Here is a 25202-nt window from a genome sequence, read left to right as displayed (position 1 = left end):
AACTTAACAAGAGTAAAAGAGGCTTTAGTAAAAAAAGCTTCTAATAAATACAGTTATAAACATTAGGAGTTTTATTATGGCTTTATCCGTAGTAACCAACACATCATCATTGAACGCTCAGCGTAACCTAACTAAATCGGGTGAAGGCTTAGCAACTGCAATGCAACGTTTGTCGTCTGGTATGCGTATTAATAGCGCAAAAGATGACGCGGCCGGTTTACAAATTTCAAACCGTTTAACTTCACAAATTAGTGGTTTAGGTGTTGCGCAACGAAATGCTAATGACGGTATTTCAATGGCACAAACTGCTGAAGGCGCGATGCAAGAGTCAACCAATATTTTACAGCGTATGCGTGAACTGTCTTTGCAGGCAGCTAATGGTTCAAACTCTGCGTCTGACCGTGAAGCACTTCAAAAAGAGGTGTCAGCACTGCAAACTGAATTAACCCGTATTGCTGATACGACATCATTTGGTAGCACCAAGTTACTTGACGGTACTTATGGTACGAAGCAATTCCAAGTAGGTGCTAATGCGTATGAAACCATTAGCGTGTCGCTATCAAGTGTTAAAGCGGCGCAAATTGGCTCGCAAACATCTGATTTAGCAAGTGCTACTGTAGCGGGCTTTGGTCAAGTTGCAGCAACAACAGCAACAGCAACCGCTGCGTCGGGGACTAATGGCGTTGCAGCAGGGACATTAACATTAAGTGGTAAAAACACGACGCCAGAAGTTGTTACCGTTGGTGCGAATAGTTCAGCAAGTTCTATAGCAGCTTCAGTTAACAGTAAAACCGATATTACCGGTGTTGCCGCAGATGCGCGTACAGAAGTGCAATTATCGGCTCTTTCAGGAAGCTCAATATCGTTTGAGCTAAATGATGTGGTTGTTTCAAGTACTGGTAATTTTTCAGATATTGCTAATGCAATTAATGAAAAATCAACACAGCATGGTGTTACTGCTGAAATTGATGGTAATAACTTAAAACTGACTGATGAAGTGGGCAATGATATTCGCATAGAAAACTTTGCCGGTGGTACTGTGGTAATGAAAGGTGCATCATATGATGGCACAGTAGCAACTCCTTCAGCAACATTAGGTGCCGCAACTGGTACTGATTCTATGGTAGTAGCAGGTACAATACGTTTAAGTTCGACAGAGACTTTCTCATCTACCGCTTCAGATTTAACCATTGGTGCAACTACAGCGGCAACAGCTTCTACATTGGAGGCGGTAAGTACTGTTGATATTGGTACAGCGACAGGAGCTCAAAATGCACTTTCAGTAATTGATGGAGCGATAGCGAGTATTGACGCTCAGCGAGCTAGCTTAGGTGCGATTCAAAACCGTTTCAGCCATACCATTAGTAACTTAGCAAACATTCAAGAAAATGTATCAGCATCGCGTAGTCGTATTCAAGATACTGACTTTGCAGTAGAAACTGCTAATATGACCAAGAACCAAATCTTGCAACAAGCAGGTACTTCAATCTTGGCGCAAGCTAACCAAATACCACAAGCGGCGATTAGCTTAATTGGTGGTTAACTTTTAGTGACAAACCATGATAAAAAAGGAGACCTAGTCTCCTTTTTTAATTTTTAGTAGAAGGTATTAGTTATGAATATAAAAAATGCACTTAATAGAGCCGCTGTTTTTTACAAGGATGGTAGTTTTACTGAATCACTGTCACTTTGTGACAAAGTATTAGCTAAAAAAAGTACGGTTCAAGAAGCCATGTATTTGCTTGCCTTAAATTATCAAGGGATGGGGCGTTATGATCAGGCGATTACTGCATTTGAAAAGCTACTAAAAGTTCATGGAAACAATGCAGACGTTTTTAACGCTATTTCAAATACCTATATTTGCCTTAAAGATTTTTCAAGTGCGGAAAAATATTGCCAAATGGCATTAAAATTTGAGCCGAATTTCGCCGAGGCACATAATAACTACGCTATTTGCGCGCATAATACCCAACAAATAGAGCTTGCCGAAAAACATTATAAACAAGCGATTTTACTTAAAGGCGATGAATTAGTTTTTCGTTTGAATTTAGGAAAGCTTTATAAAGAGTTAGGGCGATTTGAACACTCTAATGAAACCTTATTGAAGCTCATGGAGTTTAATGGCGATAAGTCCGCTGTATATTTCAATATTTATGATAATTTCATGTACATGCATCAATACCAAAATGCGCTAGAAGTCGCTGACATGGGTTTGGTTAGCCAGCAACTTAAAGATATCGACTTGATCGAATTGTTGGTTGGTAAAGCGATATTATTTTGGTTATTTGACAATGTTGATGAAGCAGAACAAGCAATTCAGTTGAGTGAGGGGGTATACACATACCCTGAAGGAAATTATGAAAACCTAACCAATTTAAAAGTTTTTCATGGTTACTTAAAAAGGCTTATTGCCTTTTACCGAGAAAATGAATCTTTATACACCGAAAGGCAGCAAGATTTATATTTCATCTCTGAAAGCCATGGTTTTGCGCCTAACAATATGCGAGTTACTTTTGAGCAACAAAACTTTAATATTCGCTCGTTATTCGTCAAAGGCGCGAAAGTTTTTCACTTTTCTCAACAGCAAAACAACCGCTTTAAAGAAAGCCTTAATCGCGTGATGACTGGTTTACCTGAAAATAGCGCCGTGGTGTTTGCTTTTGGTGAAATTGATTGCCGTTATAACGAAGGCATACTCAAATATTGTTTAGCGCATGATGCTGATTATAAAAATATTATCGATAAGATGTTAGCGAGTTATATCGACGCATTAATCACACAAGGACAAAAAAAGAAGTTTAAGGTTATTATATATGGCGTGCCTGCGCCACATGCAGATCAGCTAAAATTCCTATCAGAAGAACATCAAGTAATCTTAAAAAATATTATTCAGTACTTTAATGAAACCATAAGAGCGCTGTGTAAGAAAAATGGTTTGGCTTTTCTTGATGTTTACCAGTTAACTAATTTAGCGGGACAGAGCAATAATAAATACCATATAGATGATATTCATGTGCATCCATCTGTTGTGCCAAAACTGTTTGAAAAACTCAATTAAATATTTTTTTAAAAAAAAGATTAAAGATAATTTTAAAACTGCCGTTAAAGGTTTTGAACGGGGCTTGATGATGAAAATGATAGTTCCTAATTTAAAAACTAATAGACAAATTACATTTTTGTAATCGGGAGTTTTAAAATGGCTATTTCAGTAAATACTAACGTTGCATCATTAAATGCTCAACGTAACTTAGGTAAATCAGGTGAAGGCTTAACCACTGCAATGCAACGCTTGTCATCAGGTATGCGTATTAACAGCGCAAAAGATGATGCTGCTGGTCTTCAAATTTCAAACCGTTTAACGTCACAAGTAAATGGTCTAGGTGTTGCACAACGAAATGCTAACGATGGTATTTCAATGGCACAAACAGCTGAAGGTGCAATGCAAGAGTCTACCAGCATCTTACAACGTATGCGTGACTTAGCACTACAATCAGCTAACGGCTCTAACTCAGCATCAGATCGTGAAGCACTTCAAAAAGAAGTTTCTGCGCTTCAAACAGAATTAACCCGTATTTCAGATACAACAAGCTTTGGTAATACCAAACTACTTGACGGCTCATTTGGTACTAAATCTTTCCAAGTGGGTGCTAACGCGAATGAAACCATTAGCGTTTCGTTATCTAGTATTGCTGCCGCTGATGTTGGTAGACAAGGTCGTGACCTTGGCAGTGCGACTGTTGCAGGTCTTGGTCAAGCAGCCGCAACAACGGCAACAGGTACTGCAGCAGCTGGTACCAATGGTGTCGCTGCCGGTACATTAAGCATTAGTGGTAAAAACACAACTGCTGAATCAGTGACTATTGGCGCAAATAACAGTGCGGCAACTATCGCTGCGTCAGTAAACAGTAAATCAGATGTAACGGGTGTTACTGCTGACGCACGTACAGAAGTTGAGTTAAAAACTCTTACGGCAACAGGCTCAGTATCGTTTGAACTAAATGACACTGTTATTTCAGCCTCTGGTAACTTTACCGATATTGCCAATGCAATTAATGAAAAATCAACACAGCATGGCGTAACTGCTGAAATCGACGGTACTAACTTACGTTTAGTTGATGAAACTGGTGCTGATATTCGTATCGAAGATTTTGCTGGTGGTACTGTAGTAATGGGCGGTGTTAACTACGCAGGTACAGCTTCTGCGGTAACAGCAACTTTAGGTGCTGCAACTGGTACTGACTCAATGGTTGTCGCTGGTACAGTTCGCTTAACGTCAACTGAATCATTCTCTACTACTGCTTCAGATGCTACCTACGGTGCAACTGCTGCAACAGCTTCTACATTAGATGCTATTAGCACGTTAGATATTGGTACGGCGACAGGTGCGCAAAATGCACTAGCAGTTATCGATGGTGCTATCGCAAGTATTGACTCTCAACGAGCAAGTTTAGGTGCGATTCAAAACCGTTTCAGCCACACAATTTCTAACTTGGCTAACATCCAAGAGAATGTTGCAGCGTCACGTAGTCGAATTCAAGATACTGATTTTGCTGTTGAAACTGCTAACATGACTAAGAACCAAATCTTGCAACAAGCAGGTACTTCAATCTTAGCTCAAGCTAACCAATTGCCACAAGCGGCATTAAGCTTAATTGGCTAATACAGCTAGCTGATGGAAGTAATAAAAGGAAGGAGCTGTAATGGTCCTTCCTTTTTGTGTTTTATATTTTGATGTTTATTAATGTTGTTTAACATTGAAAATAATAACCAAGGAGCTAATAATGAGTGTAGTGCAAAATAACCCTGAAATTGCTTTAAACGGTATTTCTACGGAAGTTAAGCGCAATAATGAGTCAGCTATCAGTGCTGAATCGTTAGAAAAAGCTCGGGCGCTTAGTGAGCAAATTAAACAGGTAGAAGTTAATAAAAAAACAGAAGAATCTGCGGTGTTAACCCCTCAGCAACTTGAAAAGGTGGCGCAACAATTGCAGGATTTTGTTGGTGAAATGAATCGTGGTTTAGAGTTTTCTGTAGATAAAGACTCTGGTCGAGATGTCATTAAAGTGATTGATAAAAACAATGGTGAATTAGTTAAACAGTTTCCTTCGGAAGAAGTGTTAACTTTGGTTGCTAAGTTATCTGAAATGGTTGGCGGTTTTATTGATACTAAAGTTTAATCGTTAATTTTTAACAAGTGGTGGTTTTATGCCGAGTATATCATTTCCAGGCTTAGGCTCTGGTTTGCAAGTTTCAGAGATTGTGAGTGCAATTGTTGGCGCCGAACGAGCTCCGTTTGAGTCAAGACTTAATCAGCAAGCAGGAAAAATTACCACTGATATTTCAGCTGTCGGCGCGTTAAAATCAGCACTAGAAGATGTGTCAAACTCAATTACTTCATTAGGTGACAGTGACAATTACCAAACACGAACAGCCTCTGGTTCGGATGACTTTTTATCATTAACTGCTTCAAAAGATGCCCAAGTAGGCAATTACGCTGTTCAAGTTGATGCTTTAGCTGCCAGTCACAAACTTTCATCTGCGTCCATTGATTCCGCTGAGGCTATTGGAGAAGGTACATTAACCTTTAACTCCGGTAGCAATAACTTTGATATTGCTGTATCAAATACAGATACCTTGAGCGACATTCGTGATGCCATTAATGATTCTGTTGATAACGAGTCAGTATTAGCGACCATTATTACCGATGATACTGGTGAACACCTTGTATTAACAAGTAAAGAAACCGGTGTTGCCAATGCCATAACGATTACCGTGGATGATGTTAGTGATGGCAATGATACTGATAACCTTGGCTTGTCGCGCTTAGCCTATGATCCTGCGGCACTGCCTACAGCGATCACCAATTTAACTCAAGTACAAGCGGCAACCGACGCTCAAATTACCATCGATAACACCATCACAATAACCAGTACCACCAATGAATTTAAAGACGTTATTGACGGCATAGATATTACCGCTAAAAAAGTACATGATATTGATGACGATGATAGCCAAATTGCAATTAGCGAAAATAATAACAATATTGCGGCTGGGCTAAATACTTTTATTAAAAGCTACAATGAGTTACTTGAATTGAGCAATAGTTTAGGAAGTGTCGGCGATGCAGGTGTAGGGCCCCTTGCTGGCGACTCTTTGCTTCGTGGCGTGATGAGTAAACTGCGTAATGAGTTAAGTGAAGCTTTTGATAGTGGTAATGGCGAAACGCTAACTCTGTCTCAACTTGGCGTTACGGGCGACCGGTATGGTGTGTTAAGCCTTGATAGTGAAATTCTTAACGATGCAATAGATAATGATGTTGATGCAGTACAAAACTTTTTTGTTGGTGTAAGTGATGACGGTGATGGTTTTGCTGGTGGACTTGATAATTTATTAGGCTTTTATACCGAATCAGATGGCATTATCCAAGGTCGTTTAGATAGCAAGGAAGACCAATTAGACCGTTTAGATGAAGATCGAGAAACCTTCACTCGTAAAATGGAATCATTAGAAGCTAGGCTTTACGCACAATACAATGCGATGGATTTATTGGTTGCTGGCTTAAACTCAACCAGTACTTACTTGATGGCGCAATTAGAAAATATGCCGGGCGTCGTTAAGAAAGATAACTAAAATAACTAAATCAATCAAAACAGCAGGTGGTAGCGAAGTCAGCGGTTATAATAAGCTGGCAATTTTATTATAAAGCTCAGTTGCCTGTTGGTTGGTTAAGTTTCCCATCGACTTTGCTTTACCAATACTTGAGCTAATCCGGATCACTTGGCTGGCAATATCTTCAATTTTTCGTGTCGCTTCAACTTGTGTTTCTTTGGCTAATTTTTCTTGGGCGAGACTAGATATTTCAACAACGTCGGCTGAAAACTCTTTAAGATCAGGTTTTAACGGCTTTTCTTTTGCAAGACTAACCGAGCTTAATTCAGGCTTTACTTTGGCAATATCACTTGCTGCAGTCAAAGGATTGGCGACTGACATGCTTACCTCAACATCATTTGATTAACTAGAGTATAGTCAAAAAATGAACATAGGTAATAGTCTGGGAAAACAATAAGGGCAGTTGATGCGTTAACGCATAACAGGCTAAGTTTGATTTAATCTTGTCGACTTAATATTTTTGGTAGGATTTTACCGCTTTTTGGCTTTTCTTTAATTTACTAAGTTTATCTTTAGAATCCGTTTTTTGTTGATTTGCTTGGCTAACTAACCTTTGGTCTAACTGAACGATATGCTCGATTAACTTGCTGTGCTCAGCTAATTCTTCTTGGTTATAAGTATTGAAGAGTAATTCAAACTTTTGTTGGCGAGAAGACACAATAGTATTAATTTCTTGGTTACCTAATTGTGACAAGTCGTAGTTTTCATCACTGCTAAGCAGCAACAATAACTGTTGCGACTCAGCAATAATATCATCTAATAGAACTTGGATATTTTGAACCATTTAAAAGCTAACTTCGTTATGCTTGTCGGTTGGAATTGAATCCCAGCCTGCCTTTATGGGTAATAATATATCAATAACCTCAGTTAATAGCTCTGCGTTGTTATTTACGTTTGCTTCTAATAACTTTTCAGCACTAAATTGATAAAGACCGGCAAGGTTATTTGAAACATCACCGCCGTTTTCAAAATCAAGAGAGCCTTCTAAAACACCAATAATGGTAATAGATTTTGAAATAAGCTCGCCTTTTTTGGCAAGATCATTTTGTTCTATCGCACCTTTTGCTGCCGCTATATTTCCTAATAATTCTTGAAACAACATAGCAACCAATTGATAAGGTGTAGCTTCCTTTGCTGCGCTAACGGTTGTTTGTTTATATTTTTTAAGTGATGCGTGTGTCATAAATAACTCCAAAGCTCAGTTCTACTAGACGTTAACCATTAAGCAAAATTTTAAGGTCTTACTGTCAGTGTATGTAATAGTAAATTAATTGTCACATTATTGCGTGATTAATCTCTGCCTGAACTGTTTGCATAAATTGTGCCTAACTTAAATTGCTGCTTATGTATTTTAAAAATTTTCAAACAAAACCAACAACTAACAATGTATTGATTATTTAACTGCATGGTTTGTTTTCTAGATTATTGACGGGCTTAGCAAAGAGTCAAAATGTTGTCGTAAAATGTATCAAAACGTCAATTAATTGTTGCTAAAATTATGGTTGTCGCTAGAATTAACAAATAACACTTATAAATGAACGGTATATCATAGTCTTATGCATGGTCTTAAACGTATTCTTGTAGTTGACAATGACAATGCTCGACGTCATCAAATAGAAACAGTGTTGTCTTTTGTTGGCGAGCACTTCGAACTATGTACGCAAAGTGATGTTGCTGAGCATCTCAAAGATGATAGTCACATTCTTACAGTCATTTGTTGTGGTCAGTTATCATCATTGATGATTGACATTGTTAAGCAAAACCCAACCTGCCCATTTCTATTTCATGATGTACCCGACAAAGAGGCGGTTGACGGTTTAGTTAATGTTATTGGCGAATTAACTGTGCCACTTAACTATGCTCAACTAACTGAACTTATTCATCATTGCCATCAATACCATAATAAACTCCCTTCGAAGATTGCTAAAAATAATGGGCCGAATCCGTTATTTCGCTCACTCATTGGCGTGAGTGATGCGATGCAAGAGGTGCGATTTTTAATTGAACAAGTTGCTAGCACTCAAGCAAACGTATTGATTTTAGGGGAATCTGGTACCGGTAAAGAAGTGGTTGCCCGTAATATTCATAATTTATCAGAGCGCAGTAAGGCACCATTTGTTCCGGTAAACTGTGGCGCAATTCCCGGCGAGTTATTAGAAAGTGAATTATTTGGTCATGAGAAAGGTGCATTTACTGGCGCAATTTCTACCCGCAAAGGGCGCTTTGAACTTGCCGAAGGTGGTACGCTATTTTTAGATGAAATAGGTGATATGCCGCAGCCGATGCAGGTAAAACTATTAAGGGTATTACAAGAGCGCACGTTTGAGCGAGTAGGTGGTGCTAAAAGCATTAAGGCTGATGTTCGTATTATTGCCGCAACACATCAACATTTGGAAAAAATGATCGACACCAATGATTTTCGTGAAGATCTTTATTATCGCTTAAATGTTTTTCCAATAGAAACGCCGGCACTTCGTGATAGAAAAGAAGATATTCCGTTGTTGTTACAAGAGTTAATTTCGCGTTTCGAACATGATCAGAACCAATCTGTGCGCTTTACCGAGCAAGCCATACTTTCGTTACAGGAACATCCTTGGGCGGGTAATGTTCGTGAGCTATCTAATTTAATTGAACGTATGATCATTATGTACGCTGATCAAGTCGTTAATGTGAGTGAACTGCCGGTAAAATATCGTCATATCGATGTTGAAGAATACACGCCAGAGTATCCTGAAGAATTACAAGAGCGTGAAGCAATTAATGAATTGTTTGCTGGCTTTGATTATTCTGACGAAGAAGAAGATGAAGAGCCCGCGGTTAGCGACAATAATTCAAGTTTATTACCTGAAGAAGGGTTAAATCTGAAAGAGCATTTAGCTGAGCTTGAAATTTCATTGGTCACGCAAGCGCTTGATAAAACAGACTGGGTTGTTGCTAGAGCGGCAGATTTATTAGGTATGCGACGCACAACCTTAGTTGAAAAAATGCGTAAATATCAGCTACAAAAAGAAGTCGATTAAATAATCTATTCGTTAATAAATTATTGATAATAAAAAGCTAATGTTCAACTTTGTTGCACATTAGCTTTTTTATTTGGGGTGATAACTTAAAACAGGACTTGTGCTTAGAAGTGAAAAGCGACGCCAAAGACTAAACCGTCTTCTAACGTCATTGTATTTAAGTTGTCAGTTTCAATTTCTACATGGCTAAAAGCAATTGAGAAATCACCATGCTCAATTATTTGTGCTTTAATACCTAACGTGAATTCTTCATAGCGTTCTAAGTTGTCGAATGCCATTTTACTATTTGCAAATGAACCAGACATGTAAGTCGTTAATTTTTCTGATAATGGAAATTCCATTTTAATCGCCAATGCAACTGCGCCACCTTCATAACCATAATGATCGCTTTTTACATAGACTGCTTTAGGGCCGACTTTAATGGCCATGTCACCTAAATGTGGATGTTCTTTGTCGCGCTCAATCGCGTCAACGTAAATGCCCGCGCGATATAAATTAAAATGATCTTCTGCAAAGTACTCTAAATCAGCAGATGAATGTGGCGTAATTTCTTCAACTTCAGCGCCTAAACCTAGATTGTTATTACTAAGGCTTAGGTGTAAAGAGTTTGCGTTTGCGGCAGTTGCTAACAATAAGCTACTAAGCGCGACAATAGTAATGTTAATGATTTTTGAAAGTTTCATTTTAAATAGCCTGCTTTACGTTGAAATAAACACCTAAGCACTCAATTTGTCAAAAGGTGTACAGATTTTATATAGCGTAAGATAGCAAATTATCCAAAGTGTAAATATGTACATACTCGGTGAAAAATGTAGCGATTAGTAACTGTGGGCTTTTGTAACAACTCAAGTCGACGTGATATAAGTAATAGGGTGTTTTTTTCTGTGTTAATTTGCTAAAAATCTTATATTTATTCTCTTTTAGGCCAATTAATTGACAGTGAGTTATTTTGCCTTCCTTGTCTATCTATTTGTAAAATATATGTTTTTATCTGGCATGGTAAATGCTTTAACCTAATTAGCAATTGTTAATTGAGTAATAGCATATGGCGCTAGCATTATATTCTGAAACAGAAACACCATTTTCTTCTTCACAACTTGGATCGCAAGACTTTCCTGAGCAAGGGCACACTCATGCCAGTGAAGCCTATCCAGGAGAGTTAGCGTTACTGCGTCAGCAAAGTAATCAATTAAACCAAATTATTGAAGTTATGCCGACAGGTATGGTGATGCTTGATGGCAACGGCATTGTGATCAAGGTAAACCGCATCGCCAGCCAATTATTGGATGAACCTATATTAGGGCAACCTTGGTTTGACGTTATTAAACGATCTTTTAAACCAAGAGCTGACGACGGGCATGAAGTGTCATTAAAAAATGGTCGTCGAGTAAAACTTGAAATTACCGCACTGGGTAATCAACCGGGTCAGTTGATCATGATCACCGACTTAACTGAAACACGAATAATGCAAGATAAAATTGCGCAGTTACAGCGCTTGTCTTCATTAGGGAAAATGGTTTCAACTTTGGCGCATCAGATCAGAACGCCTTTATCTGCGGCTATGTTATATGGCGCTAATTTAAAAAACAGCAACCTTGAACCTAGTGCACGTGAAAACTTCCAAGATAAATTAATGACCCGTTTAGGCGATCTTGAACAGCAAGTTAACGACATGCTGTTGTTTGCTAAAAGTGGCAGTCAGCAAGTGGTGGAACCTTTATCCGTCAACCAAATCATTGAAACAAGTATTCAAGGCATCGAGCCGTTAATCAATAAAGCACAAGCTTGTGTATCAATAGTGACTTGCCCAAGCGATTGTAAAATTTTAGCTAATCAAACCGCCATTACTGGCGCAATTGAAAACTTAGTTAATAATAGCCTAGCCATTATTCAAGAAAATGCACAAGTCACCATTCAAGCGAGTTGCGGTGATGATTATGCCTATATTAGTGTCGTCGATAATGGTCCCGGCGTTGATGCAACGATAGCGGACAAAGTCTTCGAACCTTTTTACACCGCAAGAAAACAAGGCACAGGTCTAGGTTTAGCGGTTGTTAAAGCGGTGGCCAATGCTCACCACGGTGACGTGCAATTATTGAGTAAACCAGGTCAAGGTGCACATTTTTGTATGCGCATTCCGTTAATTAATTCACACGCAAATAACGATACGCAAGTTGCCAAGCAAACTAAGCAACCTGTTGTTGGAGACAAATTATGACTATCAGTAAAATTTTAGTGGTTGAAGATGACGCAGGTTTACGTGAAGCCTTAGTTGATACCCTGCAATTGGCTGGTTATCAATGCGTTGAAGCTGAGTCGGGTGAAGAAGCACTTATTAAGCTAAAAAACCAGAAAGTTAACTTAGTGGTAAGCGATGTGCAAATGGGTGGAATGTCCGGCTTGTCGCTATTAAAAAACATTAAAAATAACGACGCTAATATGCCGGTATTGATAATGACCGCCTACGGTACCATTGACGACGCCGTACAAGCGATGCGTGACGGTGCCTGTAATTATATGGCTAAACCTTTTGCTCCTGAAGTATTGTTGAACATGGTTAGCCAGTATTTACCGCTGAGTCAAAATAATAGTCAAACACCTATAGTTGCTGATAAAAAAAGTATAGAGCTGCTAACACTGGCGAAAAAGGTAGCCACTACTGATGCTTCTGTGATGATTTTAGGACCAAGTGGTTCAGGCAAAGAAGTATTAGCTCAATATGTTCACAACCAGTCAGCAAGAGCCGATAATCCTTTTGTTGCCATTAACTGTGCCGCTATTCCTGAAAATATGCTTGAAGCTACCTTGTTTGGCTACGAGAAAGGCGCGTTTACGGGGGCTATTCAAGCATGTCCAGGTAAATTCGAACAAGCGCAAGGTGGCACAATTCTACTCGACGAAATAACCGAGATGGACCTAAACCTTCAAGCAAAAATATTACGCGTATTGCAAGAGCGCGAAGTAGAGCGCTTAGCGGGAAGAAAAACTATTAGTTTAGACGTTAGAGTGATAGCCACCAGTAACCGAGATTTAAAATCAGCGGTACAAGAAGGCGTATTCCGTGAAGATTTATACTATCGTCTAAATGTTTTTCCATTAACTTGGTTGCCACTGTCGGAGCGAGCAGATGATATTTATCCACTCGCGAAACACCTTGTTGAAAGAGTGTGTCAAAAAAGTGGCGATCCTATGCCAGAGTTTACAGCCGCAGCGCGGAGTAAATTAGTGGCATACCAATGGCCTGGTAATGTGCGAGAACTTGATAACGTGATCCAACGCGCATTAATTCTGCACAGTAATAATCTTATTGATGCTGAAGATTTATTGATTGAAAATTTCGATACGCCTAATATTGCCCATGAGGTTGAAGCCAATACAAATGAAGATAAACTGGGTAATGAGCTAAAACTACAAGAGCACCAAATTATATTAGATACACTTCATGCCTGTCATGGCAGCCGTAAAGCTGTTGCAGAGCGCCTTGGGATCAGCCCAAGAACCCTACGTTATAAAATCGCTAAAATGCGCGATTGCGGTATTCAAATTCCTGCATAATAGCCTACAAGCTACAAGCTACAAGCTACAAGCTACAAGCTACAAGCTACGAGCCATAAGTGATGAGTAAATTGTGTAAATACTCTCGCTTATGGCTTTCTAATTTCTACTTTCTCGTTATTTTACTTTTCTTGGCATCATGCTTGCAGTTCCCATGTCAGAGTCTTTAAAAGCAAAAAATTGACACAAGCGAGTAAGTTATGGATATCAAATCAAATTCTTTATATGCGCAAATGCAAAGCATGAGTTTAGATGCCATTAAACCGCGTAATGAGCAAATCCCCGCAGTAAATACGTCAAGTAGCGACTTTGGTAATTTACTTAAAGACGCCGTTAATAAAGTTAACGACATCCAACAAGAAGCTGGTCAGCTTAAAACCGCATTTGAATTAGGTGATCCTAAAGTATCTCTTGGTGAAACCATGATAGCGTCGCAAAAAGCCAGCGTGGCTTTTGATGCAACGGTACAAGTACGAAATAAGTTTGTTGAAGCTTATAAAGAAATTATGAGTATGCCTGTTTAGGTAACCAGCTAGTTAAAACGTTTTAAGCGGAGAATTTACGTGGCAGATACAGCAGATTCAACCAGTATGGTAGCAGCTGATAACAGCAATGACATGATAGTTAATGATCATGACCATGATGACGTTGCTGAGCAAAAATCAGGCTTTGCTTCTATCATGGGTAACGTTGATGTATTGCGTCAACTGACCTTAATTATGGCACTCGCGATTTGTTTGGCGATTGCTGTTTTTGCTATTTTATGGGCGAACCAGCCTGAGTATCGTGTTTTGTCTAAGCTGCCGACCGAGCAATTAATCAAAACCATGGATTTTCTTGATGCCAATAAAGTGGAATACCAACAAGAAAATAATACAATTTCTGTACCTGCTGATGAATATCAAAACGTAAAATTACTACTTGCTCGAGAAGGTTTATCCGACGAACCTGCCTCTGGTAACGAAATACTAATGCAAGATATGGGCTTTGGTGTAAGCCAACGCCTTGAAAGTGAAAGATTAAAACATGGCCGCGAACAACAACTTGCGCGTACCATTGAAGAGTTACAATCTATATCGCGTGCTAAGGTTTTATTAGCCGTGCCACGTGAAAATGTATTTGCACGTAAAGAAAAAACACCGTCAGCAACGGTTGTACTTACCCTAAGACGTGGCAGATTATTATCTGAAGAAGAAGTTGATGCCGTCGTTGATATTATTGCCTCAGCTGTTCACGGCTTAGATCCTAGCCGCGTAACCGTTACCGATCAAAACGGACGACTATTAAATTCAGGTTCACAAGATACTGTTTCATCTCGCTCACGCAAAGAATTTGAAATTGAACAAAAGCGTGAACACGAGTACATGGATAAAATCGCCTCGATCCTTATTCCTGTTGTTGGTTTAGGTAACTACACCTCGCAAGTCGACGTGGCAATGGACTTTACCAATACTGAAGAAACGCAACGCCGTTATAATTCCGACCTACCTGCGCTACGCAGTGAAATGAAAGTGGAAGATAGTACAATCGGCGGAGCCTTAGGTGGTATTCCAGGCGCACTAACTAATCAACCTCCGCTTGACTCGAATATTCCTGAAAATGCAGTTGGCAATGGTCAGAAAAAAGCGATGCCAAGTCGTAAACATACCGAATCAACTAAAAATTATGAGCTTGATGAAGCGATCAGCCATACCAAACAACAAACCGGAGTTATCCGCCGTATTAGCGTTTCGGTGGCACTTGATTATGTTGGTTCAGTTAATGATGCTGGCGAAGTAACAGCGACGCCGCGTTCTGCAGCGGAACTTGCGAATATTCGCAGATTATTACAAGGCAGTATTGGCTTTGACATGCAACGAGGTGACATTTTAGAAGTGATCACCTTACCATTTTCTAAAGACGATTCAGATGTTGTGGTTGAAGTGCCATTTTACCAACAGCCATGGTTTATGGAAGTGGTGAAAATGAGCTTAGCATTTTTACTTATCGTGATTTTATTTGTCACCGTAATGCGTCCAATGATCAAGCGTCTTATTAATCCAGCTGAAACACCAAATGATTACGGTGATAAGTCGTTAGACTCGCATATCGATTTAGGTGATGAAACCATGGATATGCTGACCACAGATTTTGATGCGGGCGCGGTTGGTTTTGCCCCTGATGGCAGTTTGCAATTGCCAGACTTACATCGTGATGAAGATGTACTAAAAGCTGTTCGAGCGCTTGTTGCAAACGAGCCAGAACTATCGTCTCAAGTAGTGAAAAGTTGGTTAAACGAAGATGAGTGATGAAAGCCAAGAATTGGCCCCAATGCCGGAAGGCTTTGATGTTGAAAAGCTAGATGGTGCAGAAAAAGCTGCGATTTTATTACTGAGCTTGTCAGAAGAAGATGCCGCGCAAATTTTAAAACATCTTGAGCCGAAGCAAGTACAACAAGTGGGCATGATCATGGCCGCGATGGAAGACTTTACTCAAGAAAAAATTACCGCAGTTCACAAACAGTTTATTAATGAAATTCAAAACTTCAGTACCATAGGTTTCCAATCTGAAGAATTTGTTCGTAAAGCACTAACAGCAGCATTAGGTGAAGATAAAGCGGGTAACCTAATTGACCAAATCGTCATGGGCAGCGGTGCGAAAGGTTTAGACTCGTTAAAATGGATGGACTCGAAACAAGTTGCCAATATTATTCGCAACGAGCATCCTCAAATTCAAACTATCGTTTTATCATACTTAGATCCCGAGCAGTCAGCGGAAATTATGAGTCAATTTGCTGAAAAAGTACGTCTTGATCTGATGATGCGTATTGCTAACTTAGAAGAAGTACAGCCAGCAGCATTGCAAGAGTTAAATGAAATTATGGAGAAACAGTTTGCCGGACAAGCAGGCGCGCAAGCTGCGAAAATGGGCGGCTTAAAAGCGGCTGCTGACATAATGAACTACTTAGATACTAATGTTGAAGGCATGTTGATGGACTCGATTCGTGAACACGACGAAGAAATGAGTCAACAAATTCAAGACCTAATGTTTGTCTTTGAAAACTTGGCTGATGTTGACGACCGAGGTATTCAAGCGATATTGCGTGAAGTACAGCAAGACGCATTAATGAAAGCGATCAAAGGTGCTGACGAAGCGCTTAAAGACAAAATTTTATCTAATATGTCTAAACGTGCGGCTGAAATGTTGGCGGATGATCTTGAAGCCATGGGCCCTGTACGTATTAGTGAAGTTGAAGCGGCGCAAAAAGAAATTCTATCGATTGCACGTCGTTTATCTGATGCCGGTGAAATTATGCTGGGCGGTGGCGGTGGTGGCGACGAGTTCTTATAGCATTCATTGTCATTAACAATTTCACCAATTACGTTATTTTTTTGAGGCCAACTTAATGATCAAAGCTTCTACCAATAATCCACCTATTTTGTCAGCAGAAGAATTGTCTGATAGCGAAGTTTGGCCATTGCCACATGTTGAACCTAAACAAGCTGTTGACGATGGTAAAACCAATGCACTTGGTCAAAAGAATACCTGGAAATATGAGCCACCGGAAGAAACTGAAATAGCAGAACCTGTGCCGTTAACGGCTGAAGAAATTGAAGAAATTCAAAAAGCGGCCTTTGAAGAAGGGTTTAACCAAGGCAAAGAAGAAGGTTTTGCTAAAGGTTTTGACGAAGGCAAAGTGAGTGGTCATGAAGAAGGGCTGAAAACCGGCCATGAAGAAGGCCTTGCCAACGGCATTGCCGAAGGTGAACAAGTGATTAACGAGCAACTTGAGCAGCTTAAAGCCTTAGTAGGTAAACTTCACAAACCACTTGAAAAAGTAGAAAAAAATGTCGAAGAACAGCTACTACATTTAGTTGTACAGTTAACAGAAGCGATCACGCTTGAAGAAGCTAAAACCAATCCTGATATTGTCTTATCTGCCATTACTAATGGTATTAAAGCGCTGCCTTGCCAAGAAGATAGTACCCAAATTTTATTAAACCCAAATGATATTCGCTTAGTCGAAGAAAAATTGGGCGGTGATTACTTGCAAGAGCAAGGCTGGCGTTTATTACCTGCGCCACAATTAGATCAGGGAAGTTGTCAAATTGAAAACAGTATTTCGAATATCGATTTGCAAGTGAAGTCTCGCATCAGGGAAGTATTGGACTCATTTTTGCAGGAAGCTCTACATCAGTAATTTTCTAATAAAAGCGTCATAAATACATTATGGTAGATCAAACACGCATTGCACAAAGACTGGCAAACTCGCAACACTTTATTCATCCACATAAAGTGTCTGTGGCGGGTCGTTTGGTGCGTGTGGTTGGCTTAACCTTAGAAGCCGTTGGTGTAAAAGGTTATGTTGGTAGCCAATGCTTAGTTGAAACGGCCAATGGCGACTTAATTGCAGAAATAGTCGGATTTTCTCAAGATAAAACCTACCTCATGCCAGAGCAAAGCTTACAAGGTGTTGCCCCCGGTGCACGTGTTATTCCGCTAAGTAAAAAATCTAGCCTGCCTTTTTCAATGGATTTATTAGGGCGAGTTATTGACGGTGTTGGTAAACCACTTGATGGTTTAGGCCCCATTAAAATTACCGACGAATATCAGCATAACAGTAAGCCTATTAACCCGTTATCACGCCGCGCAATTACAGAACCACTTGATGTTGGCGTTCGCTCGATCAACAGTTTTTTAACGGTTGGAAAAGGTCAGCGTATGGGACTTTTTGCAGGCTCCGGTGTAGGTAAAAGTGTATTACTTGGCATGATGACGCGTGGCACAACTGCAGATGTGATTGTTGTTGGTTTAGTGGGTGAACGTGGCCGAGAAGTAAAAGAATTCATCGAAGAAATTTTAGGTGAACAAGGGCGAAAGCGCTCAGTTGTTGTTGCAGCGCCAGCCGATAACTCCCCACTTATGCGACTAAAAGGCTGCGAAACAGCAGTGCAAATTAGCGAATATTTTCGCGACCAAGGTTTAAACGTTTTATTGCTTATCGACTCGGTGACACGATATGCGCAAGCACAGCGTGAAATTGCCTTAGCAGTAGGCGAGCCACCAGCGACCAAAGGTTATCCACCTTCAGTATTTTCAAAATTACCTCAGTTAATCGAGCGAGCAGGCAATGGCGGTGATGGCCAAGGTTCAATTACCGCATTTTTTACCGTATTAACCGAAGGTGATGATTTACAAGATCCCATTGCCGATGCGGCTCGGGCAATTTTAGACGGTCATATTGTCTTATCTCGAGAACTCGCGGATGCAGGTCATTATCCTGCGGTAAACATTGAAGGTTCCATTAGCCGAGTTATGCCAATGGTGACCAGTGACGAGCACCAGCAATTAGCAAGGCAACTCAAGCAAGTTTATGCGCTTTTCCAAGAAAACAAAGACTTAATATCGATTGGCGCGTATAGCAAGGGCACAGATCCTCGAATCGATCAGGCAATTACTTTGTTACCAGTGATCAATTTTTTCTTGCAGCAAAAAATGAATGAAGTTATTCCATACGATCAAAGCTTGTCTCAGCTACAAGAAATTTTATCAGCGGCCGAAGCACATGCTGCGGCTCAAGGACAAGTAGCTTAACAATATCAATTATCTGCTAGGAGTTAAGCGATGGCGATGAAGCAGTTAGATACGCTCTTCAAATTTGAAAAAAATAAAGAAAATGCCGCAGCGCAAGCACTGCAAGCGGCAGAGTTTGACTATCAACAAAACTTACAGCGTTTATCGAGTGTGGGTGAATACCGCCTTGAATACATGAAACGCCTTGAGCAGCGCTCTCTAATTGGTATTGATAGTGCTACCTACAGCCATTTCCATGCCTTTATCGCCAAGCTTGACCATGCCTCTGAGCAAATGGAAATAGCCATTAAACAATCGAAGGCCCTGCTAGAGCAAAAAAAACAGCAGTGGTTAGCGCAGCGTCAAAAAATTCAAGCAGTTGAATTACTGCGTGAGAAACAATTACAACTGGCAAAAATAAAAGCCAATAAACAAGAACAAAATATGTTTGACGAAATTGCCACTCAGCAATTTGTTCGTCGCAATCGTTAAGCGAGAGCCTGTTCAATATACTAACAAATAAGCGAATGGTTCAATTTTTGCATTGTTTTAAGAAGTTCAGGTAATCATCGCAACATGTCTTTTGTGTTGCCCATACATAATAAGTTAGGTGTTTTATGCCCACAGTCAGTTTATTATCAATCGATCTTGCCCAAGGTGCTGAAAATAAAAGCCCTTTAGCTAATGGTGCTGACGATAATAATCGTTCAGAACAACCATTTTCAACACTGATGGATAAACATATGTCGTCAGATACTGGTGGCAATAGTTCGGAAAAAGCGGCAGGTCAAAGCGGCAATACAACTGAAAATCCTGAAAAGTCAGCGGCTAAAACTGATCAGGAATTAGCTGATAATCCTCACAGCACTGATAAAAAAGATCACCACGAAATTAGCGATTCAGGGACAGAACAAACTCAAAAAACAACTGAACAATCGTCTAGCTCTGCAAATAGTGACGCAGCTCATAAAGTTGCTAACGAGAGTAATCCTTCAATAAAAAGTGAGCTCTCTGAATCAGAACAATTATTATCTATGTTAAGCGGTTCTGAAAAACTCCTTACGCAAACTCCCGCTGTTGATATAGAAAAAAGTGATGCGGTAAATTTTGCAAAAACATTAACAACACAAGCATCATCAAAGGAGCAAACCATCACGTCTGTGAACGCTAATCAATTAGCATCTAACGAAAGTGAAACAAGTTCAGATGCACAAATTGCTGCACAACAAGGTGCTAAAACAAAATTAACCGCTGAGCAAGAAATACAAAAAGCTTCAGCCAAACTTACCGATAATAAATTAATTGACCACGCTATAAATGGCAGTCGAAATAGCGCGATAAATGATGCTTTGGCCAAAGAGCAGCAAGGGGAAAGTGCTGCAGCATTAAAAGCCGCTAGCGCGAAAACACAAGTTGCAACTGAAACCATGGTAAATGGCCAGCTTGCAAAAGGCGAGCTTTCCAATGAACAATTAAAAAATGCAGGGCTAACTGCGAGTGACAATGGTGAGAGTGAATTGAGTGGTGAGCAGCTTAGTAATAAAGCGCTTAGCGAACAGCAAAAAAATGCGATTTTAAAGCAAGCTGCGGCTTTACAAGCTAATCAAGACGGACAGCTAGCAAACGACGATAAAGCGCTAGGTAGTGACGACTTAACGGCAGCTAAACAAAGCGAGCAACAGCAAAGCTTAATGAGCCAAATGGCCAATGATGTTAAAAATAAAGAGGGCGTATTTACAGCCTCTGCAGAAGATCGCATCGCTAATCAAGCGGCCAAGCCATTAAATAGTCAAAACGTTAGCGGTGTTGCTAACGATATAACTGGCAAGGCAGGCGAGTCGGGTGTTGATGCGTCAATTAAGCTTGCTCAGCAAAAGATCAGCACTGATGGCGCTAATGCAGTAATTGATACCGAATTAACACCACTAGCTAAAGTTTTTCGCGATACGCTAGCAGCAGCCGATGGCAATAAAAATATAGATAATCAGCCACAAAGCGCGCAAGCAAGTGCCAAAGTTGCTATTAATGGTGCCAACGTAAGTGAAGAATTTACTAAACAAGAGCACGCACAGCAACAAGCACAGCAAGGCAAGCAACAAGAGCAAAACTTAGCGGGATTAACTGCTGAAAAAAGTGCCGAGTCTGCGTTTAAAGTTGCACAAGCAATGACATCGTCGGCGCAGTCAATATTTTCTACGGCAAGCGAAAGCTCAACAGAACGTGTTTCATCGACAACTGCTGAACAGTTACTTGGCGCATTAAGCAGTCGGGTCGTTACAGACAATGCCCAAGTGCAAAAAGTGCAAACTAACGCCATGCAAGAAACCATTGCTATTCACCACAAAGACTTTAGCCATGCAGTAAAAGAAAAAGTCATGCTAATGGTTAATCAAAAACTTCAACAAGTGGATATTCGATTAGATCCGCCTGAGTTAGGTAGCATGCAAATTAGAGTGAATTTGCAAAACGAACAAGCGGCGGTAAGTTTTACTGTGCAAAATCAACAAGCCAAAGAGGCGTTAGAGCAAAATTTAACTAAACTTCGAGAGATGCTTGCTGAAAGTGGAGTTGATGTTGGCGATGCAAATATTAACCATCAGCAACAATCTGACCAACAAGAAGACGAATTTGCGCAGCACAATGGTCAGGCTCAATCTCATCAAGCTGAGCAAGAAGATGTTCAAATTGCAACTTTAGACGGCAATTTGTTCAAAGCTTCAGCAAATGGCATTGATTACTATGCATAAATAGATAAAAGCGATTGGCTCAACGGGTATTCAAGGATATAGTTTACCTATAGTTACAAATAAAGAATAAAGGCTAAGAAATGGCAGACGAGCAGGAAAGTGAATTAGAACTTGATAATTCAGGTAAAAAGAAAAAATTAATTATCATCATTATTGCAGTTGTTGTTTTATTAGGCGCAGGTGGTGGCGGTTATTACTTTTTCATGATGGGCGATGCTTCACAAGAAGAAGTTGATGCGACGCTAAGTGGTGGTGACGAAGCGCCAGCAGAAGCAGCTGAATCATCGGCATCAACAGGATCTGCCTTGTATGTTCCTATGCCTAGACCGTTTAGGTTTAATGTGCCCGGAGCTGCACGTGATCGCTTTGTTGAAATTCGTGTGCAATTGCTCGTAAGAGGTTCAGACGATGAAGAAGAAGCGAAAAAACACGTGCCGCTGATTGAAAGCACCTTATTAAACGTATTTTCACTGTCGAACGCTGATGACTTAGCCACAAGTGCTGGCAAAGTGTCTTTAAAACAAAAGTCGTTAGCTGAAGTACAAAAAACCATGACCGACATTGCCGGTCGTAAAGTGGTTGAACAAGTGTTATTTACTGGCTTTGTTATGCAGTAACGCGACATATAGACGTTATAAAATAAAGAGTATATCGAGTGAGTGATTTATTATCCCAAGACGAAATTGACGCGCTACTCCATGGTGTTGATGATGTTGAAGAAGAAGAGATAGAAGAGGATTCTCCCCAGACGGAGGGAATGTCTGACTATGACTTTTCATCACAAGATCGTATTGTTCGAGGTCGTATGCCGACCTTGGAAATGGTTAATGAACGCTTTGCTCGCCATATGCGCATTAGTTTATTTAACATGATGCGTCGTACCGCGGAAGTGTCTATCAATGGCATTCAAATGATCAAGTTTGGTGAGTACGTACATACCTTATTTGTCCCGACAAGCTTGAATATGGTGCGCTTTAGACCGTTAAAAGGCACTGCGCTTATCACCATGGAAGCGCGTTTAGTCTTTATTTTGGTTGATAACTTTTTTGGTGGCGATGGTCGCTATCACGCTAAAATTGAAGGTCGCGAATTTACGCCAACCGAGCGTCGTATTATTCAAATGTTATTAAAGCTTATCTTCGAAGATTATAAAGAAGCTTGGTCGCCAGTGATGGATGTATCGTTTGAATACCTCGACTCTGAAGTTAACCCATCGATGGCAAACATTGTTAGCCCGACCGAAGTTGTCGTGATCAGCTCATTCCATATTGAACTTGACGGTGGTGGTGGTGATTTTCACGTCGCATTGCCTTATTCAATGCTAGAACCTATTCGTGAATTACTTGATGCCGGTGTGCAAAGTGATAAAGAAGATACCGACATGCGTTGGTCAAAAGCACTGCGCGATGAAATTATGGATGTTCCTGTTGCGTTAAGTACTAAATTTTTAGATGTTGACCTACCACTACAGCAAGTGATGGATCTTAAAGCGGGCGATATTATTCCAATTGAAATGCCTGAGCACATCACCGTATTAATTGAAGACTTACCTAGCTTTAGAGCGAAACTGGGTCGTAGTCGCGATAATGTTGCACTGAAAATATCTGAAAAAATTAAACGACCAGAATCGGTTAAATCTGAGCTGACCATATTAACCAAAGGCGGTAAACGTTTAGACAGCGACGCTGAACTTCATCTTTTAGAAGATGATTTAGATTAATTAGAAAATTGAGGCAAGCAGTATGAGTACTGACAACGAAGACGATTTAGGTATGTGGGATGAGGCGATGGACGAGCAAGCAAATGCTGAAGCCGCTGCCCAAAATGTTGAATTAGAAGAGCTAGAAGAAGAAGCGCCAATAAGCGGTGAAGAAAAGCGTAAGCTTGACGCTATTTTAGATATTCCCGTCACCATTTCGATGGAAGTAGGGCGTAGCCATATTAGTATTCGAAATTTATTACAACTTAACCAAGGCTCGGTGGTTGAACTTGACCGTGTTGCTGGTGAAGCACTTGATGTACTGGTTAACGGTACCTTGATAGCTCACGGTGAAGTAGTCGTTGTAAACGACAAGTTTGGTATTCGTTTAACCGACGTTATTAGCCAAGTAGAACGCATTAAAAAGCTTAAGTAATGGGATGTTATGAATAAACTCATCAGTCTATTGTTATTATGCGCGTCATTTGAGGTATTTGCTCAAGAAGATATGCCTGAAGTGGGTAAGCATGTTGCCTCCACTAATATGGACGCGATGAGTATGGTGTTATCCCTGCTATTAGTCTTAGGTGTTATCGTTATTTCCGCGTTGGTATTAAAACGTTTTCAACCCGGTTTAAAACAAGTACAAGGTTTAAAAGTTGTCACCAGCTTACATTTAGGCGCAAAAGAGCGCATTGTGGTCGTGGAAGTTGGAGACAAACAGCTGTTATTAGGTGTTACTGCTCAACAAATTTCTTTATTAGAAACCTTACCTGAAAAGTTACCGCAAAATGCGCCACTTAGCGCTGACTTTAGTCAATCAATTCTATCGGTACTTAAAGGGAAAAATATCAGCACGCCCGCTAGTCCAACTAAAGAGTCTTGAGCGTTATGAAGTCATATTTTACGGCAATTACAAAAACTAAAATGACCGCCTTTGCATTGATGGCTTCCATAGTTGGAAGCCTTTTGCTATTTAGCCAACCTAGCTTTGCGCAAGACTTAGGTATGTCGGCGTTAAAGCTAACGACCAATCCTGACGGCTCGCAAGAGTACTCGGTAACGCTGCAAATTTTGATTTTTATGACCGCGTTAAGCTTTATTCCTGCTGCGGTGATCATGATGACTTCGTTCACCCGAATCGTGGTTGTTATGGCGATTTTACGACAGGCGTTTGGTTTGCAGCAAACACCGTCAAATCAGGTTATTATTGGTTTAACCTTGTTTATGACCTTGTTTATTATGACGCCGGTTTATAACAAAATTAACGAAGATGCCATTCAGCCATACCTTGCAGAACAATTGACCTCTGTTGAAGCGATAGATAAAGCCAAAGTGCCACTGCGCGCCTTTATGCTTGAGCAAACACGGATAAAAGATTTAAACACGCTTGCTTCGATGGCAGGTATTGAAAGTGTTGATAAACCAACCGACTTGCCGATGACGGTGATCATTCCATCGTTTGTCATTAGTGAATTAAAAACTGCTTTTCAAATCGGCTTTATTTTATTTATTCCCTTTTTGATTATTGATTTAGTTGTTGCGAGTATTTTAATGGCCATGGGTATGATGATGCTCTCGCCGATGATTGTTTCTTTACCCTTTAAATTAATGCTGTTTGTTTTAGTCGACGGCTGGAATTTAGTTATCGGTACTATCGCGACCAGTTATGGTATGGGGAGTTAGCGATGAGTCCTGAGGTATTTGTTGATATTTTACGTGACGCACTTTTTCTGGTTATTGTATTAGTGTGTGCGGTTATCGTACCTAGCTTAATAGTTGGCTTAATGGTCGCTATATTTCAAGCGGCTACGTCTATCAACGAACAAACCTTGAGTTTTTTACCTCGTCTAATCGTAACTTTACTTGCCTTAATTTTGGGTGGGCATTGGCTGGTACAAAAGCTGATGGACTATACCATTCGCCTCATTAGTAGCATACCGAGCGTGGTTAGCTAAC

At 40.2% G+C, this 25202-nt stretch carries 25 protein-coding genes; 21 read left to right on the top strand and 4 right to left on the bottom strand.

Annotated features, from left to right (window positions below):
* The first annotated feature begins 76 nt into the window (after nucleotides 1–76).
* The 5 genes from ACRRSQ_RS10120 (at nucleotide 77) to fliD (ending at nucleotide 6630) form a co-directional block, all read left to right on the top strand.
* Nucleotides 77–1543, top strand: coding sequence for a flagellin (locus ACRRSQ_RS10120; protein WP_440875615.1), 1467 nt, complete (start codon nucleotides 77–79; stop codon nucleotides 1541–1543).
* Between the two features lie 72 nt (nucleotides 1544–1615).
* Nucleotides 1616–3058, top strand: a complete 1443-nt coding sequence (locus ACRRSQ_RS10115; RefSeq protein WP_440875614.1) for a tetratricopeptide repeat protein — start codon at nucleotides 1616–1618, stop codon at nucleotides 3056–3058.
* A 138-nt stretch (nucleotides 3059–3196) separates the two neighbouring features.
* On the top strand, nucleotides 3197–4660 hold the full coding sequence (locus ACRRSQ_RS10110; protein ID WP_440875613.1) for a flagellin: 1464 nt from the start codon (nucleotides 3197–3199) through the stop codon (nucleotides 4658–4660).
* 121 nt (nucleotides 4661–4781) lie between these two features.
* Nucleotides 4782–5177: a flagellar protein FlaG gene (locus ACRRSQ_RS10105; protein WP_440875612.1), complete on the top strand. Its 396-nt coding sequence runs from the start codon at nucleotides 4782–4784 to the stop codon at nucleotides 5175–5177.
* 28 nt (nucleotides 5178–5205) lie between these two features.
* The gene (gene fliD, locus ACRRSQ_RS10100; protein WP_440875611.1) at nucleotides 5206–6630 is read left to right on the top strand and encodes a flagellar filament capping protein FliD; all 1425 of its coding nucleotides are present in this window, start codon (nucleotides 5206–5208) and stop codon (nucleotides 6628–6630) included.
* 45 nt (nucleotides 6631–6675) lie between these two features.
* Here the strand turns inward: fliD and ACRRSQ_RS10095 are convergent, their stop codons facing one another.
* The 3 genes from ACRRSQ_RS10095 to fliS all read right to left on the bottom strand — a co-directional run bounded on the left by ACRRSQ_RS10095 (nucleotide 6676) and on the right by fliS (nucleotide 7852).
* Complete coding sequence (locus ACRRSQ_RS10095; protein WP_440875610.1) at nucleotides 6676–6990, bottom strand: hypothetical protein; 315 nt, start codon at nucleotides 6988–6990, stop codon at nucleotides 6676–6678.
* Nucleotides 6991–7120: 130 nt separating this feature from the next.
* Nucleotides 7121–7453 carry a hypothetical protein gene (locus tag ACRRSQ_RS10090; protein ID WP_440875609.1) on the bottom strand — a complete coding sequence of 111 codons (333 nt, stop codon included), beginning with the start codon at nucleotides 7451–7453 and terminating at the stop codon, nucleotides 7121–7123.
* Complete coding sequence (gene fliS, locus ACRRSQ_RS10085; protein ID WP_440875608.1) at nucleotides 7454–7852, bottom strand: flagellar export chaperone FliS; 399 nt, start codon at nucleotides 7850–7852, stop codon at nucleotides 7454–7456.
* A 373-nt stretch (nucleotides 7853–8225) separates the two neighbouring features.
* Between fliS and ACRRSQ_RS10080 the strand changes: the two genes are divergently transcribed.
* Entirely contained in the window at nucleotides 8226–9689 is a 1464-nt protein-coding gene (locus ACRRSQ_RS10080; RefSeq protein WP_440875607.1) for a sigma-54 dependent transcriptional regulator, read from the top strand.
* 104 nt (nucleotides 9690–9793) lie between these two features.
* Here ACRRSQ_RS10080 and ACRRSQ_RS10075 read toward each other — a convergent pair whose 3' ends face one another.
* Nucleotides 9794–10372 (bottom strand): YfaZ family outer membrane protein, encoded by a 579-nt coding sequence (locus tag ACRRSQ_RS10075; protein ID WP_440875606.1) that lies wholly within the window; start codon nucleotides 10370–10372, stop codon nucleotides 9794–9796.
* 362 nt (nucleotides 10373–10734) lie between these two features.
* Here ACRRSQ_RS10075 and ACRRSQ_RS10070 point away from each other — a divergent pair, with 362 nt between their 5' ends.
* The 15 genes from ACRRSQ_RS10070 to fliQ all read left to right on the top strand — a co-directional run bounded on the left by ACRRSQ_RS10070 (nucleotide 10735) and on the right by fliQ (nucleotide 25201).
* Nucleotides 10735–11907: a sensor histidine kinase gene (locus ACRRSQ_RS10070; RefSeq protein ID WP_440875605.1), complete on the top strand. Its 1173-nt coding sequence runs from the start codon at nucleotides 10735–10737 to the stop codon at nucleotides 11905–11907.
* Nucleotides 11904–13244 (top strand): sigma-54-dependent transcriptional regulator, encoded by a 1341-nt coding sequence (locus ACRRSQ_RS10065; RefSeq protein ID WP_440875604.1) that lies wholly within the window; start codon nucleotides 11904–11906, stop codon nucleotides 13242–13244. The genes ACRRSQ_RS10070 and ACRRSQ_RS10065 overlap by 4 nt, the downstream gene beginning before the upstream one ends.
* Before the next feature lie 200 nt (nucleotides 13245–13444).
* Nucleotides 13445–13768 (top strand): flagellar hook-basal body complex protein FliE, encoded by a 324-nt coding sequence (gene fliE / locus ACRRSQ_RS10060; RefSeq protein WP_440875603.1) that lies wholly within the window; start codon nucleotides 13445–13447, stop codon nucleotides 13766–13768.
* Between the two features lie 66 nt (nucleotides 13769–13834).
* A complete protein-coding gene (gene fliF, locus ACRRSQ_RS10055; RefSeq protein WP_440875792.1) occupies nucleotides 13835–15532 on the top strand; it encodes a flagellar basal-body MS-ring/collar protein FliF in 1698 nt (565 codons plus the stop codon).
* Nucleotides 15525–16574 (top strand): flagellar motor switch protein FliG, encoded by a 1050-nt coding sequence (gene fliG, locus ACRRSQ_RS10050; RefSeq protein WP_440875602.1) that lies wholly within the window; start codon nucleotides 15525–15527, stop codon nucleotides 16572–16574. Before fliF ends, fliG begins: the two co-directional genes overlap by 8 nt.
* A gap of 55 nt (nucleotides 16575–16629) precedes the next feature.
* Nucleotides 16630–17424 carry a flagellar assembly protein FliH gene (gene fliH, locus ACRRSQ_RS10045; protein ID WP_440875601.1) on the top strand — a complete coding sequence of 265 codons (795 nt, stop codon included), beginning with the start codon at nucleotides 16630–16632 and terminating at the stop codon, nucleotides 17422–17424.
* A 29-nt stretch (nucleotides 17425–17453) separates the two neighbouring features.
* Entirely contained in the window at nucleotides 17454–18818 is a 1365-nt protein-coding gene (fliI, locus tag ACRRSQ_RS10040) for a flagellar protein export ATPase FliI (protein ID WP_440875600.1), read from the top strand.
* Nucleotides 18819–18848: 30 nt separating this feature from the next.
* Nucleotides 18849–19289, top strand: a complete 441-nt coding sequence (fliJ, locus tag ACRRSQ_RS10035) for a flagellar export protein FliJ (RefSeq protein WP_440875599.1) — start codon at nucleotides 18849–18851, stop codon at nucleotides 19287–19289.
* Between the two features lie 125 nt (nucleotides 19290–19414).
* Complete coding sequence (locus ACRRSQ_RS10030) at nucleotides 19415–21544, top strand: flagellar hook-length control protein FliK (RefSeq protein WP_440875598.1); 2130 nt, start codon at nucleotides 19415–19417, stop codon at nucleotides 21542–21544.
* Nucleotides 21545–21624: 80 nt separating this feature from the next.
* Nucleotides 21625–22161, top strand: a complete 537-nt coding sequence (gene fliL, locus ACRRSQ_RS10025) for a flagellar basal body-associated protein FliL (RefSeq protein WP_440875597.1) — start codon at nucleotides 21625–21627, stop codon at nucleotides 22159–22161.
* Nucleotides 22162–22199: 38 nt separating this feature from the next.
* Nucleotides 22200–23264: a flagellar motor switch protein FliM gene (fliM, locus tag ACRRSQ_RS10020; RefSeq protein ID WP_440875596.1), complete on the top strand. Its 1065-nt coding sequence runs from the start codon at nucleotides 22200–22202 to the stop codon at nucleotides 23262–23264.
* 22 nt (nucleotides 23265–23286) lie between these two features.
* Nucleotides 23287–23679 carry a flagellar motor switch protein FliN gene (gene fliN / locus ACRRSQ_RS10015; RefSeq protein ID WP_440875595.1) on the top strand — a complete coding sequence of 131 codons (393 nt, stop codon included), beginning with the start codon at nucleotides 23287–23289 and terminating at the stop codon, nucleotides 23677–23679.
* 9 nt (nucleotides 23680–23688) lie between these two features.
* Complete coding sequence (gene fliO, locus ACRRSQ_RS10010; RefSeq protein WP_440875594.1) at nucleotides 23689–24129, top strand: flagellar biosynthetic protein FliO; 441 nt, start codon at nucleotides 23689–23691, stop codon at nucleotides 24127–24129.
* 41 nt (nucleotides 24130–24170) lie between these two features.
* The gene (gene fliP, locus ACRRSQ_RS10005; RefSeq protein WP_440875791.1) at nucleotides 24171–24929 is read left to right on the top strand and encodes a flagellar type III secretion system pore protein FliP; all 759 of its coding nucleotides are present in this window, start codon (nucleotides 24171–24173) and stop codon (nucleotides 24927–24929) included.
* 2 nt (nucleotides 24930–24931) lie between these two features.
* Nucleotides 24932–25201: a flagellar biosynthesis protein FliQ gene (gene fliQ, locus ACRRSQ_RS10000; RefSeq protein WP_440875593.1), complete on the top strand. Its 270-nt coding sequence runs from the start codon at nucleotides 24932–24934 to the stop codon at nucleotides 25199–25201.
* The last annotated feature ends 1 nt before the right edge of the window (nucleotide 25202 follow it).

This window comes from Thalassotalea sp. PLHSN55 (genome assembly GCF_052030545.1).
Classification (GTDB): Bacteria; Pseudomonadota; Gammaproteobacteria; order Enterobacterales; family Alteromonadaceae; genus CANMXU01.
This window is presented reverse-complemented; position numbering and strand designations above follow the sequence as displayed.